Source organism: Vicinamibacterales bacterium (assembly GCA_041659285.1).
In the GTDB taxonomy this organism is placed as follows: Bacteria; Acidobacteriota; Vicinamibacteria; order Vicinamibacterales; family UBA2999; genus 12-FULL-67-14b.
Genome location: JBAZYO010000018.1, coordinates 1 through 14,148 on the forward strand (window position 1 = coordinate 1; position 14,148 = coordinate 14,148).

At 60.2% G+C, this 14,148-nt stretch carries 15 protein-coding genes; 13 read left to right on the forward strand and 2 right to left on the reverse strand.

The window, feature by feature from the left end:
* Nucleotides 1-73: 73 nt before the first annotated feature.
* Nucleotides 74-967: a hypothetical protein gene (locus WC815_21505; GenBank protein ID MFA5911361.1), complete on the reverse strand. Its 894-nt coding sequence runs from the start codon at nucleotides 965-967 to the stop codon at nucleotides 74-76.
* On the opposite strand from WC815_21505, the gene WC815_21510 reads away from it, so the two are divergent.
* The 9 genes from WC815_21510 to WC815_21550 all read left to right on the forward strand — a co-directional run bounded on the left by WC815_21510 (nucleotide 938) and on the right by WC815_21550 (nucleotide 10,096).
* Nucleotides 938-1,675 (forward strand): hypothetical protein, encoded by a 738-nt coding sequence (locus WC815_21510; protein ID MFA5911362.1) that lies wholly within the window; start codon nucleotides 938-940, stop codon nucleotides 1,673-1,675. The two genes, WC815_21505 and WC815_21510, sit on opposite strands and share 30 nt — an antisense overlap.
* Before the next feature lie 94 nt (nucleotides 1,676-1,769).
* Nucleotides 1,770-2,489 (forward strand): hypothetical protein, encoded by a 720-nt coding sequence (locus tag WC815_21515; GenBank protein MFA5911363.1) that lies wholly within the window; start codon nucleotides 1,770-1,772, stop codon nucleotides 2,487-2,489.
* Between the two features lie 1,350 nt (nucleotides 2,490-3,839).
* A complete protein-coding gene (locus tag WC815_21520) occupies nucleotides 3,840-4,040 on the forward strand; it encodes a hypothetical protein (GenBank protein MFA5911364.1) in 201 nt (66 codons plus the stop codon).
* Nucleotides 4,041-4,422: 382 nt separating this feature from the next.
* On the forward strand, nucleotides 4,423-5,925 hold the full coding sequence (locus WC815_21525) for a hypothetical protein (GenBank protein MFA5911365.1): 1,503 nt from the start codon (nucleotides 4,423-4,425) through the stop codon (nucleotides 5,923-5,925).
* Nucleotides 5,926-6,056: 131 nt separating this feature from the next.
* On the forward strand, nucleotides 6,057-6,845 hold the full coding sequence (locus WC815_21530) for a PHB depolymerase family esterase (protein ID MFA5911366.1): 789 nt from the start codon (nucleotides 6,057-6,059) through the stop codon (nucleotides 6,843-6,845).
* Nucleotides 6,846-7,008: 163 nt separating this feature from the next.
* Complete coding sequence (locus WC815_21535; protein MFA5911367.1) at nucleotides 7,009-7,503, forward strand: hypothetical protein; 495 nt, start codon at nucleotides 7,009-7,011, stop codon at nucleotides 7,501-7,503.
* Nucleotides 7,504-7,631: 128 nt separating this feature from the next.
* Entirely contained in the window at nucleotides 7,632-8,105 is a 474-nt protein-coding gene (locus WC815_21540; protein MFA5911368.1) for a hypothetical protein, read from the forward strand.
* Nucleotides 8,106-8,316: 211 nt separating this feature from the next.
* Nucleotides 8,317-8,943: a hypothetical protein gene (locus WC815_21545; GenBank protein MFA5911369.1), complete on the forward strand. Its 627-nt coding sequence runs from the start codon at nucleotides 8,317-8,319 to the stop codon at nucleotides 8,941-8,943.
* A 109-nt stretch (nucleotides 8,944-9,052) separates the two neighbouring features.
* Entirely contained in the window at nucleotides 9,053-10,096 is a 1,044-nt protein-coding gene (locus WC815_21550; protein ID MFA5911370.1) for a restriction endonuclease, read from the forward strand.
* Between the two features lie 347 nt (nucleotides 10,097-10,443).
* Here WC815_21550 and WC815_21555 read toward each other — a convergent pair whose 3' ends face one another.
* Nucleotides 10,444-10,662: a hypothetical protein gene (locus tag WC815_21555; GenBank protein ID MFA5911371.1), complete on the reverse strand. Its 219-nt coding sequence runs from the start codon at nucleotides 10,660-10,662 to the stop codon at nucleotides 10,444-10,446.
* 540 nt (nucleotides 10,663-11,202) lie between these two features.
* Here WC815_21555 and WC815_21560 point away from each other — a divergent pair.
* From WC815_21560 to WC815_21575, 4 genes are all read left to right on the forward strand, one after another.
* A complete protein-coding gene (locus tag WC815_21560) occupies nucleotides 11,203-12,066 on the forward strand; it encodes an alpha/beta hydrolase (protein MFA5911372.1) in 864 nt (287 codons plus the stop codon).
* Between the two features lie 70 nt (nucleotides 12,067-12,136).
* On the forward strand, nucleotides 12,137-12,454 hold the full coding sequence (locus tag WC815_21565) for a type II toxin-antitoxin system RelE/ParE family toxin (GenBank protein MFA5911373.1): 318 nt from the start codon (nucleotides 12,137-12,139) through the stop codon (nucleotides 12,452-12,454).
* A complete protein-coding gene (nadS, locus tag WC815_21570; GenBank protein ID MFA5911374.1) occupies nucleotides 12,451-12,756 on the forward strand; it encodes a NadS family protein in 306 nt (101 codons plus the stop codon). The genes WC815_21565 and nadS overlap by 4 nt, the downstream gene beginning before the upstream one ends.
* An 802-nt stretch (nucleotides 12,757-13,558) precedes the next feature.
* On the forward strand, nucleotides 13,559-14,146 hold the full coding sequence (locus WC815_21575; GenBank protein ID MFA5911375.1) for a transglutaminase family protein: 588 nt from the start codon (nucleotides 13,559-13,561) through the stop codon (nucleotides 14,144-14,146).
* The last annotated feature ends 2 nt before the right edge of the window (nucleotides 14,147-14,148 follow it).

Consider the following 14,148-nt stretch of genomic DNA (forward strand, 5'->3'; position numbering starts at 1 on the left):
AGCCGACGAGCGGCCGATGGCTTAGACTCCTTCGCATGACCGCGACCGCCGCTCGCGGCTGAGCGGCAGGTCGTTAGACGGCCGACATCATTCGATGACAAGACCCCACCGCATTGAAGAACTGGCGAAGGCGATCGCCAGCATTCGCCTGGCTCACCCGACCAGAGTCGGAATCGATGGTGTGGACGGCGTGGGTAAAACCACTCTGGCTGGAGAGCTTGCTGAGCAACTCGAGAATGCTGGGCGGCAGATTATTCTTGCATCCGTCGACGGCTTTCACCGACCACGGGCGCTCCGGCACGCGCGCGGCCAGGATTCGGCAGAGGGGTATTTTCTCGATTCCTTCGACTATCCAGTATTGCGAACTAGGCTTCTTGATCCGCTTGGTCCAGGAGGGACGCGGCAATTCTGCCAAGCGGTGTTCGACTATCGGACTGACCGGCCCGTAAATGCAGCTGACCAAACTGCGACGGGCGATGCCATTCTCCTTTTTGACGGTGTGTTCCTTCAGCGGTCCGAGCTTGCCGGCGTGTGGGACGTTTGTCTTTGGGTTGAGGCTCCGTTCGGTGTGACCGTTGCCAGAGCGGTAGACCGCGACGCTGCCGGGACAGATAAGGGGGCGACGATTCAGGCGAAATACGAGCGGCGGTATGTGCCTGGTCAGCGAAGGTACTTGGATCTGTGTCGCCCCAGAGAGCGGGCACACATCATCGTGAACAATGCAGACCTCAATAATCCACAATTGCTTTATCGACAGCCCGGCCAGGCCGTCTAACAGCCGCTGCAGCCGACGAGCGGCGGATGGTTTAGACTCCTTCGAATGAACGCGACCGCCGCTCGCGGCTGAGCGGCAGTCGTTAGGCATCTTGGGAAGCACATGTCGACAAACCTCGATCGTTACAAAAAGGATCTTGATCGCCTTTCTGCGCTCGGTCGAATGATGCAGATTGGCCTCGAGGCGCGGCATCGGATCGCCTCGGGCCGACTCGCCTCTGAGGAGAAGACGAAGCTAGCGGAGGTGCAGGATGTCTTCGAGCGTGACTACCAATCGTGGTACACAGAATCCTGTGCCCTCATTCGGCAGCTGATCCCGGAACGTTTGGCGGAGTTCCAGGAGCTTTACAAGGGGGACGGAAAGAGGAAGGGGATCACTTCTCAGACCTACCACATTCAGGATTGGCTGAACGGGATCAGGTCCGGCACCGACTATGCGGGCGCAAAGCACTATGACGACTTTGCAATCGTCACCATGCGGTTCCAGACTCAGACGTCTATTGTCGGAGCGGTCCGATCACGATTTGAAAGCAGTCTCCACGACATTCGCCAGCTTGTCCAGGCGGACCTGTTTGACTCGGAACTCGAGGCGGCGCGCGAGTTACTCAAGAATGGATTCGCCAGGGCAGCCGGGGCGGTCGCCGGCGTTGTGCTTGAGAAGCACCTCGGCCAAGTCGCCGCCAACCACGGTGTGTCGACGAAGAAGCAGCATCCCACCGTCGGCGATTTTAACGACCTCCTAAAGTCCGCCGACGTACTCGATATTCCCCGGTGGCGGAATGTGCAGCGCCTCGGGGATCTTCGAAACCTGTGCGACCACAACAAGCACCGGGAGCCGACGCGCGATGATGTCCTCGAGCTCATTGACGGGGTCGACAGATTGGCGAAGACGCTGTTCTAGTTGTAGAGATGCCTAACAGGCGGTTGCAGCCGACGGCGCGCGGTGGCATGCTGAGCGCGCCGCGGCTGAACCGCGGACGTTAGGCCGAAGATGAATGGACACATCCGAACGAACCGTCGAGCAGTACCTCACTAGCCTTGCAATCGGCAAAGTCGAATACGAGCCAGACGGTAACGTCCCTCCCGACTTCCTGGTCGACGGCCGAATTGCTGTTGAGGTTCGACGACTGAACCAGAACGAAGAGCTTGAAGGCGGTTATCGCGGCCTCGAGGTCACTGCGAAGCCACTTGATGCAATCGTGACGAAGATCCTCGCAGAATCAGGCCCGCCTCCTGGTCCGAATAGTTGGTTTGTCCTCTACACGGCATGGCGTCCGCTGCCGCCTTGGAAGGCAATCGAAGCAATGCTTCGGAATGCCGTGCATGAATTCCGCGAGCAACTAGACAATCCACCGGTTGAAATGCGGCTTGCTCGAGGACTCCGCCTGCGGTTCTTTCGCGCGAGTAAACGACATGAGACCTTGCTTGTCCTCGGCGGGTCGACTGACCATGACTCGGGGGGATTTGTCGTAGCTGAATTGATTCGAAACCTCCGGCTCTGCATTCCCGAAAAGAACGAGAAGATCGCCAAGTATCGGCACAAGTATCCTGAATGGTGGCTCGCGTTTGAGGACCGAATCGGCTATGGAGCCTTGGACGAAGGCGATGTCTCAGTGTTGCGCGACGAACTTGCCGTCGTCCACCAGTTTGACAGGGTCCTTCTGGTGAACCCATTGGCCGCGAACCGTGCCATTGAGGTCCACGGCTCGGCCTAACCGGCCGCTGCAGCCGACGAGCGGCAGATGGTTTAGACTCCTTCGCAAGAACGTGACCGCCGCTCGCGGCTGAGCGGCAGGTCGTTAGCCCGGCCCAGGACACGAGACACACCATCCTGCCATTGCGAGATTGAGTCGATGATGGACAGACACTCTGCGGCGCTCTCGTGGCAGGCGGGTCTTGCGCTCTACATGCAGATGGTGTCGTGGGTCCCGCTGGGGGGTTGGAACTATCAACCGTGTTGCCCGACTGGGCTGGACCAATTTCGTCGCGGCACGCTGGACGCTAGCGAGACCCTCGGGTTGGTCGCTGTTCTCGTTCCAGGCCTCGTGTTTTGGTGGGGCGCCCGTCGGAGTCGTCGCTGGGCGATGTGGCTCGCTCTCGTTTCCTATGTCGTGTGGCTGGGACTACAGTTGTGGACTTGGTGGCCGCCGTACATCGTCGGTGCGTCGGAACACTGGTCACAGGTCTACGAGCGAGCGTTCGCCCGGTCGACGATGATCCTGCCCCGGTGGGGCAATCACCTACCTCCAGACGCGATGCACCTGGTATTACAGATGTTGTTGCTGGGCGTGGTGGCGAGCGGCGGCTTGACGCTACTCCGGAAGACCGAGGCAAAGGCGGTCTAACCCGCGCGTGGAGCCGACGGCGTTGAAGTTCTGTGGCAGAATTCGCGCATCCGGCCGCCGCGGCTCACGCGCCGGTCGTTAGACAGGCGACAACGGAAGAACATCTTTCTCTCATTCTCGTTGCTGCGCGCGAACATCGCTTCGGAATCGTGGCCCCTGGCCTCAGTGAAGAGCGCGAGCGGACAGAATCCCAGGCCATCGTGCCGGTGACCATCATCTCGCCGGCGTCAACGGCACGGCGCGCGACTTGGGGGTTGGTCTCGCGTGCGCGACGTTCGCGGCGCGCGACGGCGACCACGCCATCGTCGGCCTCGTGGCGCGCGCGCCGCGCACCGCCTACCGCGCTGCACCAGACGATCCGCGCCTTCGGGGCAGCCTTCCACGAACGGGCCTGGCGCCAGTTCCATCGACCGCGGCGTCAACACTTGTGGCAGAATCTCGCTCGAGCATCGGTGGGCGCGGCTCGCTGGTGAGCGCGAAACGTTAGCCGGACTGCGTAAGGTCGAACACTGTTCTCAACATCACGATCTGGGAATTCAGCATGGGAAGCCGACTCGACTCCATCGACGCGCCGATTCTTGTGCTCATCATGGTTGTGGCACTCATCGTGAGCTATGGAGGCTGGGGACGAGGCTGGAAGCCGCCGCGCGGCCCCTTTCTCTGATGGACCGGCCGACCCTCGCCGTTGCCAACGTCCCTTCACCGGAGTAGCCTGTTGTCATGACCACCGTGGCCGAAATCACCGGAGCCGTGAAGCGCCTCCCGAAGAAGGACCTGGCGCGTTTTCGGAAGTGGTTCGCCGAGTACGACGCGGCGGTCTGGGACCGTCAGTTCAGGGCCGACGCCACGGCTGGCAGACTTGACGCATTGGTCCGCGAGGCACAGCGCGACCACCGGGCCGGCCGCACGCAAGCACTGTGAAGCACCACGCCAACCCCCGGTTTTGGCGCAGCTACCAGGGGTTGCCGAAAGCGGTTCGCGATCTCGCGGATCGCAACTACGCCCTCCTCAAGTCCGATCCGGCCCACGGTTCGCTCCACTTCAAGAAGGTCGGATCACTTTGGTCCGTCCGGGTCGGTCTACACTATCGAGCGTTGGCCACTGAGGTCGGGGACGATCTCGTATGGTTCTGGATCGGCTCACACGCGGAATACGACACGCTCGTGGGTCGAAAGCCGGCTAACAAGGCGCTGCAGCCGACGAGCCGCGCTCGAACGAAGGCCAAGTCGAAGCGGCGCTCCCGCGCGTCTCGCGGCTGAGCGCCATCGCGTTAGCCCGCTGAACTGGCACCGAGGTCGAAAGCATGGCAACGTTTCATTACAATCGCTTCTCTGGCGAAAGCGCAAACTCGCAATGGAGTCGATACCTCCAGACACAGTCCTACATCAGCGAGATCGGCGAAATCGTTTCTCAAAACAGGAAGGATCTTCAGGCAACGCTCAATGCGGCCTCAGCCGAACAAAAGCAGGCATTCCAGCAAGTTTGCGGAACGCTGAACGACGGTTTCCGGGAAGTCAGCCAACACCTCCAGGACATCAATTGCAATATCTCCGAACTTCGCGGCGAAATAAGCGACATGGCCGCTATGCTCGACTGGAAGCTGTCTCTGATGATTGAGGAGCAGCGGTTGACGAACCAGTTGCTCGGGCATGTGGTGCGACTACTCCGCATTCCTGACAGTCAGAAGCAGCGCGCATACCACATCGAGCAGGGTCTCAAATACCTGAAGAATGCGATACGCGAGGGCATCAACAGCACATTCTACGCAGATGCCTTGGAGGGGTTCAGGGAGGCCGAGCGAATCGAGCGCAAGGACTACATCACGCTCAACAGAATCGGCCAGATTCATCTCTATTCGCGGCAGCACATGGATATTCCCCTCGCGGAGGAATACTTTTTGAAATCCGCCAGGGAAGCGTTCGCGGAAGAGAATGCAGGCGGCACGCCGACTGCGACTCACCTCGTCCCGAAGGGGGATCAGCCGCTGATCTATTCCGATAGCCCGTTCAAAGCCGCAACCGCCGAGGCGTATGTCTATGCCGCCAGAGCCTGTTACTTGCAGCAAAAGCTGCCGCAGGCGGCCACACATGCTGGTAACGCATACCGCCTGGTGCCTGAGTTCCTGGAGGCCGGTTTTGAACAGGCCAAGTATTTGGCCGCGAATGGCCAGGACGACGAGGCCGTAGCCGTTCTGCGGGCCGTGATCGGCAAGGACCGGTATTTTGCCGTCAAGACATTGACCGACGCCGATCTCGCAGGCAGGAAGCCCGTGCTTGAGCTTCTCGGCGATTTCCACGCAAAGGCCATTTCGCAGGCCACACGGGAATTCCGCGGCTGCGCGGACATCATCACCAATGGTAGCGAAGGACGCCCGGTGTTCATGGAGGCGGAGCACCATCTCTCGCAAAACAGCTTTCTATCCGCGATGAAGGCTCTGGACGTGTTGACGACTCGGCGTCAGCTTCCTTACAAGCAGTACCGGTTGGATTCCGGGGTCATATACGGCAAGACGCTCACGCCGTCTCAGACCCTTATGGAATTCATCAGGGCGGAAAACCAAGGCGCCAACCAATTGGAAGAGCTGATACCGAAGGCCAAGAGCGAAATCCTCAGGAATAGCCTCATGGGCTTTCCTTTCGGCGGTGCAGCGATTGGCTTTGTTATCGGCTTCTTCAGGGGCTGCAGCCCAAGTCAGTTCTCAGTAGACGGAGGCACGTGGTTGGCGACGATCCTGTTTTGCGCCGTGCTCGGGGCCGCAATCGGAGGTTTTGTCGGCTACGTCACTGAACCGTCAGTCCAGGGTTGAAGTGACTGCGACTGCGGGCCTTCATGCGGAATCGCAGACGCAGGCTAACCAACAAATGGAGCCGGCGCGGAACCGCGACGGCGCGCGGCTCATTTGCAACGTTGGGCCGACGAAACTCTTGGGGGCGCTCTGTGAGATTTGCTCAGTTCCTTTTATTGGTGGCATTGACTGTGCGTCCTGCCCTGGCCGACACCGGCTTCCTCGATCGGTCCCTAGCAGTTCGTGGAGGGACCTTTCGATATCAAGTGTATGTCCCTGCGGAATTCACTTCACGAAAGAGCTGGCCGATCATCGTCTGGTTGCACGCAAACGGCTCCCAAGGGGACGACGCACTCCTCCCGACTGTCGGCGCGCTTGCCGACCAAATCCGGCGCCATCGTTCAAGCTTTCCGGCCATCGTCCTGTTCCCGCAAGCGAAAACTGGGACTCGTTGGGCCTATCCAGAGATGGAAGACCTTGTCATGAGCGCGCTCGATCGTACCGTGAAGGAATTCCGCGGCGATCCGGCGAAAGTGTATCTCGCAGGCCACTCGATGGGTGGAAATGGTGCCTATCGAATCGCGTTCAGATGGCCGGAGCGCTTTGCGGCACTGTTGGTCGTGTCCGGAAGCGTGACCGGTGCGGGATCTTGGACGTCCGAGGATGTCGCAGTCGATCGCCAGACGCACGCCTTCATGACGGCGCCGGATCCGTTTGCGGCGCTTGTCGCGAGAATCGGGCGTCTGCCTATCTGGATGTTCCACGGCGACGCCGACGAGACCGTGCCTGTTGATCAGTCGCGCCGCATGGTGGCTGCTCTGCGACTCGCTGGAAGTAACGTGCGGTACACCGAGTTCCCGGGCGGAGACCACAATGGAGCGCCCGGGCAGGCCTTCGACGGTCTTGAAACACTCCCTTGGCTCCTGTCGCAACGGCGCTAACGCCAGCATGCGGCCCAACATCAGCTTGCAGCCGACGGCGGCGGTGAGATGCTGAGCCGCCGCGGCTGAAGCTGCGCGTTAGACAGCCGAACGGAAGATCACCTTGAGTGCAGATCTATTTTGGTCGTCGTTTTGGCCCAACCTCGCTTCTACGATCATCGGTGTGGTCGTCGGCCTGCCGGTTGCCCTTTGGCTGAACAGGTTGTCGCAAAGGTCCGCTGACGCATCCCGTCACGACCAAGAACAGGAACAGCTGCGCCACGGTCTCATCTCAGTAATGGACGCATTGGCTCACAATCAGAAGCAGCTTGAAAGACTGGTGTCGACGCTTGAGAGCAACCAGGCCATGTTCGACGTTGGTCTCGACGTTGCGGCGTGGGAGGCCGCGAGAGATCAAATCGTACCAGTTCTAAGAAACCCTGAGCTGCAGCGGCGCATCGCGTTCCATTTCAGCCGGCTTGGTACGCTCACTCGGCTATGTTCTATGTATCTCGACTTGGTTGCAGGTATCGGGGCCACGGTCAGCGGTGTCGAGAAGACCCGGGAGGCCCTCAAGAATCATCTGGTGGCAATCTCGAATAAGCTGCTTTCCGAGGCTGAGACGATGCATGGCGAAGTCAAGAATCTTGCACCTGGTAATGCGAGACCGGCTGTCTAACCCCGCGCTGGAGCGAACGGATGAGAGTGAGTTCGCGCTGCGGCTCAGCGCGAAACGTTAGCTGGATCCACTTCGGCAATCACCATCGGTTTTACCGCGGCACACCCTGGTGTCCGCAAGGAGTCAGCATGATCAGGATCAGGATTGCGGTAGTCGTTTTTCTTAGTGCCGTGTTCTTCACCCACGAAGCGGCAGCTCAGCCGGCCCAGGCGAAGGGCGTCTGGGCACGGTTCGGCGCCCCGTGTGAGAGCGCTCCCAACGAGATTGCGGTCTACGGCAGGGAGGGGGCCGCCGGGAACGTCGTCCATGTTGTAGGCCTAGCTGTTCGCACGAACTGCACGCAGCCGTTCCAGATTATTTTTGAGCTGGTGAGGCCAATCGGCTCGTCAATCGGCGGGAATCAGCCGGCGCCTGAGAGATCTTTCTTCGGGATTCTCGTGCAGCCAGGAGCTCTGGACGTGTTTTTCGACAGAAATGATCTTGCCGATGTCGGACTTGCAGGTTTCGCTGTTAGCGTAGGCATCACCACCGACACAGGCACCTTGTACCCGTACTCGGCAGTACTTGACCCACTGACTGGCAAGTTGACTCCCATATCTTAGGAATGGTGATGATTGTATGACTCACGATCACTCGAAACCAGTAGGCCGTCTAACAAGCCGCTGCAGCCGACGAGCGGCAGATGCATTAGACTCCTTCGCGAAATCGTGACCGCCGCTCGCGGCTGAGCGGCAAGTCGTTAGGCCCACCCGATGTGACTCAATGCCGAAGAAGAGGACAGGCGAGTGCGCTTACTGCGGAACAGTCGGCCAGTTGACGGTCGACCACATTCCACCAGACTGCCTGTTCAGTCAGCGGCCCGTCGACATTGTTGAGGTTCCAAGCTGTTGGCGATGCAACAACGATGCCTCGCGTGATGACGAGTATTTCAAGACGATGATGGTTCTTAAAGACAAGGCTGGTAGCCATCCTGAGGCGGCGGCCATCAGGGACTCAGTCTTTCGCGGACTGAATAACCCTCGCAAGATCGGCTTCGCCCGGGCGGTAGTTCGTAGTATTCGCAAGGTGCCCGTTCGGACGGCCACTGGACTTCACGCCGGTACTGCCGCAGCATTCGACGTTGATCTCGCTAGGCTCGATAGGGTCGTCGAGCGCGTCACCAAGGGGCTATTCTGGCGTCATCGTGGTTATCGTCTTCCCGCGAATTTCGTAGTGAGGTCGTATTCAGAAGAGGGTCTACGCGGGGTCGATTCGGAGACAATGGACTCGATTCGAACCGTCGTTGAGCCCGTGCTTCGGCAGCCAATTAACTCTGTTGGCGACGGCGTCTTGAATTACTGGTTCGCGTACGCGACCGACGAACCGGACGCGTCCGCATGGGTCTTTGAGTTCTATAAAGACGTCCGATTTGCGGCACTCACCGTTCGCGTGGGGGCCTAACACGGCTTGCAGCCGACTGCGGCCGGTGAGATGCTGGACCGCCGCGGCTGAAGCCGGGCGTTAGGCACTCGAAACGTGGCACCCCAATGACGAACGAAACGAGGCACGCATGGCGGTCTGGCTGAATCGCGCGGGCTCGCACGGCGAGTACGAACTGAAGTTCATTCAGGAGAACCGGATCTATGTGACCTGGGACAACCTGAATGTGGACCTCACTACACTTACCGAGCGCGCCGAGTTGACGGACGCGATGACGCAGCGATACCCCAACGCGAAGGTCAAGACCATCGCGAACTGGGTCAGCCAAGTGTGGCCGTTCGCGCAAGAGATCAAGAAAGGCGACTTGGTGGTATTGCCACTGAAGGGTCAGCGCGCCATCCAGATCGGTGAAGTAGTCGGCGACTACCACTTCGAGTCCGACGGGCCGACCCCGTTCTTCCACTGGCGACCGGTGAAGTGGATTGGCGAGGCAATCCCACGCGCGCATTTTGGAAAGGATCTACTCAACACCTTCGGCGCCTTCATGACCATATGTCGCGTGCAGCGCAACAACGCTGAGGCCCGCATCGGGGCCATGCGGGCCAACGGCTGGAAGCCGGAGACGATCGCGTCCGTCACGAAGAGCGCGACACCTGCCGTCGATGAAGCTGCAGAGCCGAGCGAAGACACTGACCTTGAAGAAGCCGCCCGCGACCAGATCGCCCAGCTGATCGCCGCTCGCTTCAAGGGTCACGGATTAACCAGATTAGTCGAGGCCATCCTGAAGGCCCAGGGCTACACCACCTACCGCAGCCCAGAAGGCGCAGATGGCGGTGCCGACATCCTCGCCGGTGCCGGGCCCCTGGGCTTCGGCGTGCCGCGTCTCTGTGTCGAGGTGAAATCGGAAAACACGCCCATTGACCGCCCGACCGTGGACAAGCTGCTCGGTGCTGTCTCCAAGTTCGGCGCGCAAGAGGGCCTCTTCGTGTCTTGGAGCGGATTCAAGACCAACGTCCAGAAGGAACTTGCGGCAAGCTTCTTCCGCGTGCGGTTGTGGACGCAGAAGGAACTGCTGGAAGCCCTGTTCGCCCACTACGACCACCTTGACGACGATCTGAAAGCCGAGTTACCACTCAAGCGTATCTGGACCGTGGCGGCGCAGGACGAAGAGTGACGTCATCATCAACGCAGCGCACGGCGAGGTCGGTGCCTAACACGCGTTGCACCAGACGGCCGCCGGTGCGATCATGAGCGGCCGCTGGTGAACGCTGACGTTATGCAGCAAGGAGAATCGTGAGACTTATCCTCAGTCGAAAGGGCTTCGATTCATCGGCTGCTTCCGGTGGGTGCGCGAGTCCGATTCTTCCGGACGGTCAGCTGATCTCGCTTCCGATACCCCATCCCGAAGCTCGGGTGGCATACAGCGGCCTCCGGCCCCGCGGAATTGACGTCGCCCACCTTGTCGCGGACCTCACCCGAGGACGCGTCCGTCAAGACGCGCCTGTACATCTCGATCCTGATCTAGAAGACACCTCGCGCGAACGACAACCCGGTTGGTCGCCAGCGTTTGGTCAGGACAGCATCGCTCAGCGCCACCTCCATAAGACGGGAGTTGGCGCTGATGATCTCTTCCTCTTCTTTGGCTGGTTCCGCGAGGTCGAGCTCGTCTGCGGCAACTACCGCTTCTGTGCCAACGCACCGCACTTGCATATCCTTTTCGGTTGGCTTCGCGTTGGCCAAGTACTGCGACTCGGCCCCGATCCAATTCCCGGCTGGCTTCGCGACCATCCTCATGCCGTTCGTGACTGCTGGCCCCACAACACCGTTTACGTTGCGAGTGGCTCACAGGACGGCGGCGGCGTTTTCAGCAAGTTCGACACAAGGTTGGTACTAACCGAACCAGGGAAGTCCCGTTCAGTGTGGCGCCTGCCGTCGGATTTCATGCCTCGCTCCCGGCCCGCGCTGACCTACCATCGATCTCCCTCCCGCTGGACCGAGACCGAAGGCGCATGCAGGCTTCAAACCGTCGCCAAGGGTCAAGAATTCGTGCTCGATCTCAACGAATACCCCGGCGTACGTCGTTGGGCCAATGCCACAGTGTTGCTTGCTGCATAACAATCAAATGGAGCCGACGCGCCCGCGGTCTCATACGATCATGTTGGTGCGGCGCGCGGCTCATTTGGAACGTTAGGCCGTCAATCAAACTGGAAATCGGAATTAAACGAGTAGCTGTTCTAACTGCGGGTGCCGGGGGGGCAAATTCGACTCACAAAGGCGGAAATGAAGCGTACTGGCCTCATCGTGACCGCATTGCTTATTCTGTGCGCCTCCCCGCGCCTGCCGGCCCAGTCGGGCGCCGAGCCACGCGAGGATCGTTCACGCCACCGCGAGGGCTTTGTGACTTCGGAGAGGGTACGACTGCACTACCTCGACTGGGGTGGGGTTGGGCCAAACCTCGTGTTCTTGACGGGATTCGGGAGCACAGCTCATGACTTCGACAAACTCGCCGACCATTTCGCATCACGCTTCCGCGTGGTTGCGATCACGCGTCGCGGCCGTTCACCATCAGACGAACCAGCCGGTGGCTACGACCTGGCACACCTCACTGCAGATGTGAAAGCTGTCATGGATGGGCTCTCGGTCGACCGGGTTCACCTCGTGGGCCACTCGATGGCGGGCACCGAGATGATGCAGTTCGCACGGTTGTATCCAGAGCGTGTGTTGTCGATGGTGTTCATCGATGCTGCCGTGGACCCCGCAGCGGCCTGGCGCGTCATGATGAAGGATCCTCAGGGGCCACCGACGTCTCCTGCCGGATCCGTGTCGGAGCAGCTTGATCGGTGGTGGAACACTCACCCGTCAGACTTCTCGGCAGTTCGGGTGCCAGCGCTCGCGCTGTTCGCTGTCCAGAATCGCCATCCCTACCCGCCACCCGGGGCGTCGACTGCGATGCGTGCTCGGCTTGACGAATATTGGCGGACCGAATGGAATGCCCTAGTCGAGCGCACGGCCGCGAAGTTTCAGCGAGAAGTGCCCGGCGGCAGAGTCGTCATGATGAACGGTCCGCACTATCTGTACCGTGAGAACGAAGCCGACGTCATCCGAGAGATCGACGAGTTTTACCGCTCCGTGCTTCCTAAATAAGGGGAAGGCGGGCAGTAGTGGTGGCTCCGCCCCAATGTTGCCTACATACGCCATTGGCGTATAATCGCTCATGCGGTTTGTTGAGACGCCGATCTTTACCAAGGTCATCACGGCGCTTCTCGACGACGAGTCGTATCGAGGCCTGCAGTCGGCGCTCATGCGCCGGCCCGAGCAGGGGCCAACCATCGGCGGCACCCACGGTGCGCGAAAGGTGCGATGGGCACGGGCGGGTGCCGGGAAGCGCGGCGGCATTCGAGTGATCTACTACTGGGCGGTCCGTGAGGCGGCGTTCTACATGCTTTACGCCTACGCCAAGAACGAGCAGGGCGACCTGACACCCAACCAGGCGCGCGTTCTGGCGGCGCTAATTCGGGAGGAGTTTAAGTGAAAGCCGAAGCGTTTCAAGAGTTGGTCGCCAGCGTTCGACAGGCCGGTCGCATTCGTCGGGGCACCCTGCGCGCGTCTCGGGTGACGACGTTCAAGCCGGCCGACATCAAGGCGGTCCGAAAGAAGCTGCGCGCCTCGCAGAGCGAATTCGCGCTCATGATCGGTGTCAATGTGTCGACGTTGCGCAACTGGGAGCAAGGTCGCCGTGTTCCAGACGGGCCGGCGCTGGCGCTTCTCCGGGTCGCGGCAAAGAACCCGATCGCGGTCGCCGAAGCGCTCCATGGTTGGCGCGGTGCGGCCTAACAGCCGCTACAGCCGACGAGCGGCGGAGTGGTTTAGACTCCTTCGAGTGACCGCCGCCGCCGCTCGCGGCTGAGCGGCAAGCCGTTGGGCGGACGGAGTGAACAAGGTTGGTGAACCGCCAAGACCGAGCGTGCTTATGACTGTCTCGGGCGGGGGAAGATATGTGGAGACCACTAACGTTAACTGTCAGCGCCGGCACGGCAGTATTCGTACTCTCGGGTCTTTGGCTTGGAGCCTCCGGCCAGCCACCGATCTCACGGGTGCTAACAGGTCCTCAAGCGGTGGTTCACAACACCTGCCGCGTCACGATCCCGAATGGTTCGACGCCGCCTGGCGAGAGGCCGTCACCAACTCATCACGGTAACGGCGAGCTCTGGACTGCGCTGGGTTGGCCGGACGGAGCAGTGGTGTTTCGACCAGGCGGGTCAGGGTTCGTCCTGAGGGACGGTTCGCTGCAGATGAAGTTCCCGTGGTGGCGGGCCGTTGAGGTGCCATTGGCGATCGAAGGCCAGAGGCTGGACGCAAGTGCGCCACCGCTTCGAGCGCACATTCCACGCGGTTATGGTCCGTCCGGGTTCCAGGCCACCGGTCTGATTTTTCCAACTCCGGGGTGTTGGCAGGTTACCGGACGAGCCGGCGACGCGACCCTCACGTTCATTGTGAACGTCGTGAAAATTGGCGACGGACCCGTGCAAAACGGACTACCGAAATTCTAGTCGTCGCCCAACAGGGCGTTGCACCCGTCGGTCGCCGGTGCGAACGTGAGCGCCCGCGGATGAGCGCCAACGTTAGCCCCCGAAGCATGGACGAGTACCTTCGCGAGAGCAGATACATTGACTTTAATGATCCAGCGGTCAACAAGACGGCGCTGGGTTTAGCGGAAGGCTGTTCGTCGGAGACTGCTTTGGTACGACGTTGCTTTGAGTTTGTACGTGATGAAATTCAGCACAGCTGGGACTTCAAACGTAACCCTGTGACCTGTCGAGCATCTGATGTGCTTGCTCATAGGACTGGCTATTGCTACGCGAAGAGCCACCTTCTTGCCGCGCTGCTGCGCGCCAACGGCGTTCCGACCGGCCTTTGCTATCAACGCCTCTCGGTAGGGGAGTCTGGAGGCCCTTACTGCCTGCATGGTCTCAATGCAGTTTTCCTGCAAGACTTCGGTTGGTATCGCATTGATGCGCGCGGCAACAAGCCCGGAGTTCACGCAGAATTCTCTCCGCCAGTTGAACGGCTGTCTTTCAAAATCAAGGATCCCCAAGAACGCGACTTACCCGAAGTGTGGGCAGAGCCTCTTCCTGTAGTCATCGCAGTGCTGGAAGCATACGATGATGTTGAATTGGTTGCTAGCAACCTCCCCGATGTCGCACTTGAGCAACCGGAAAGATAGGT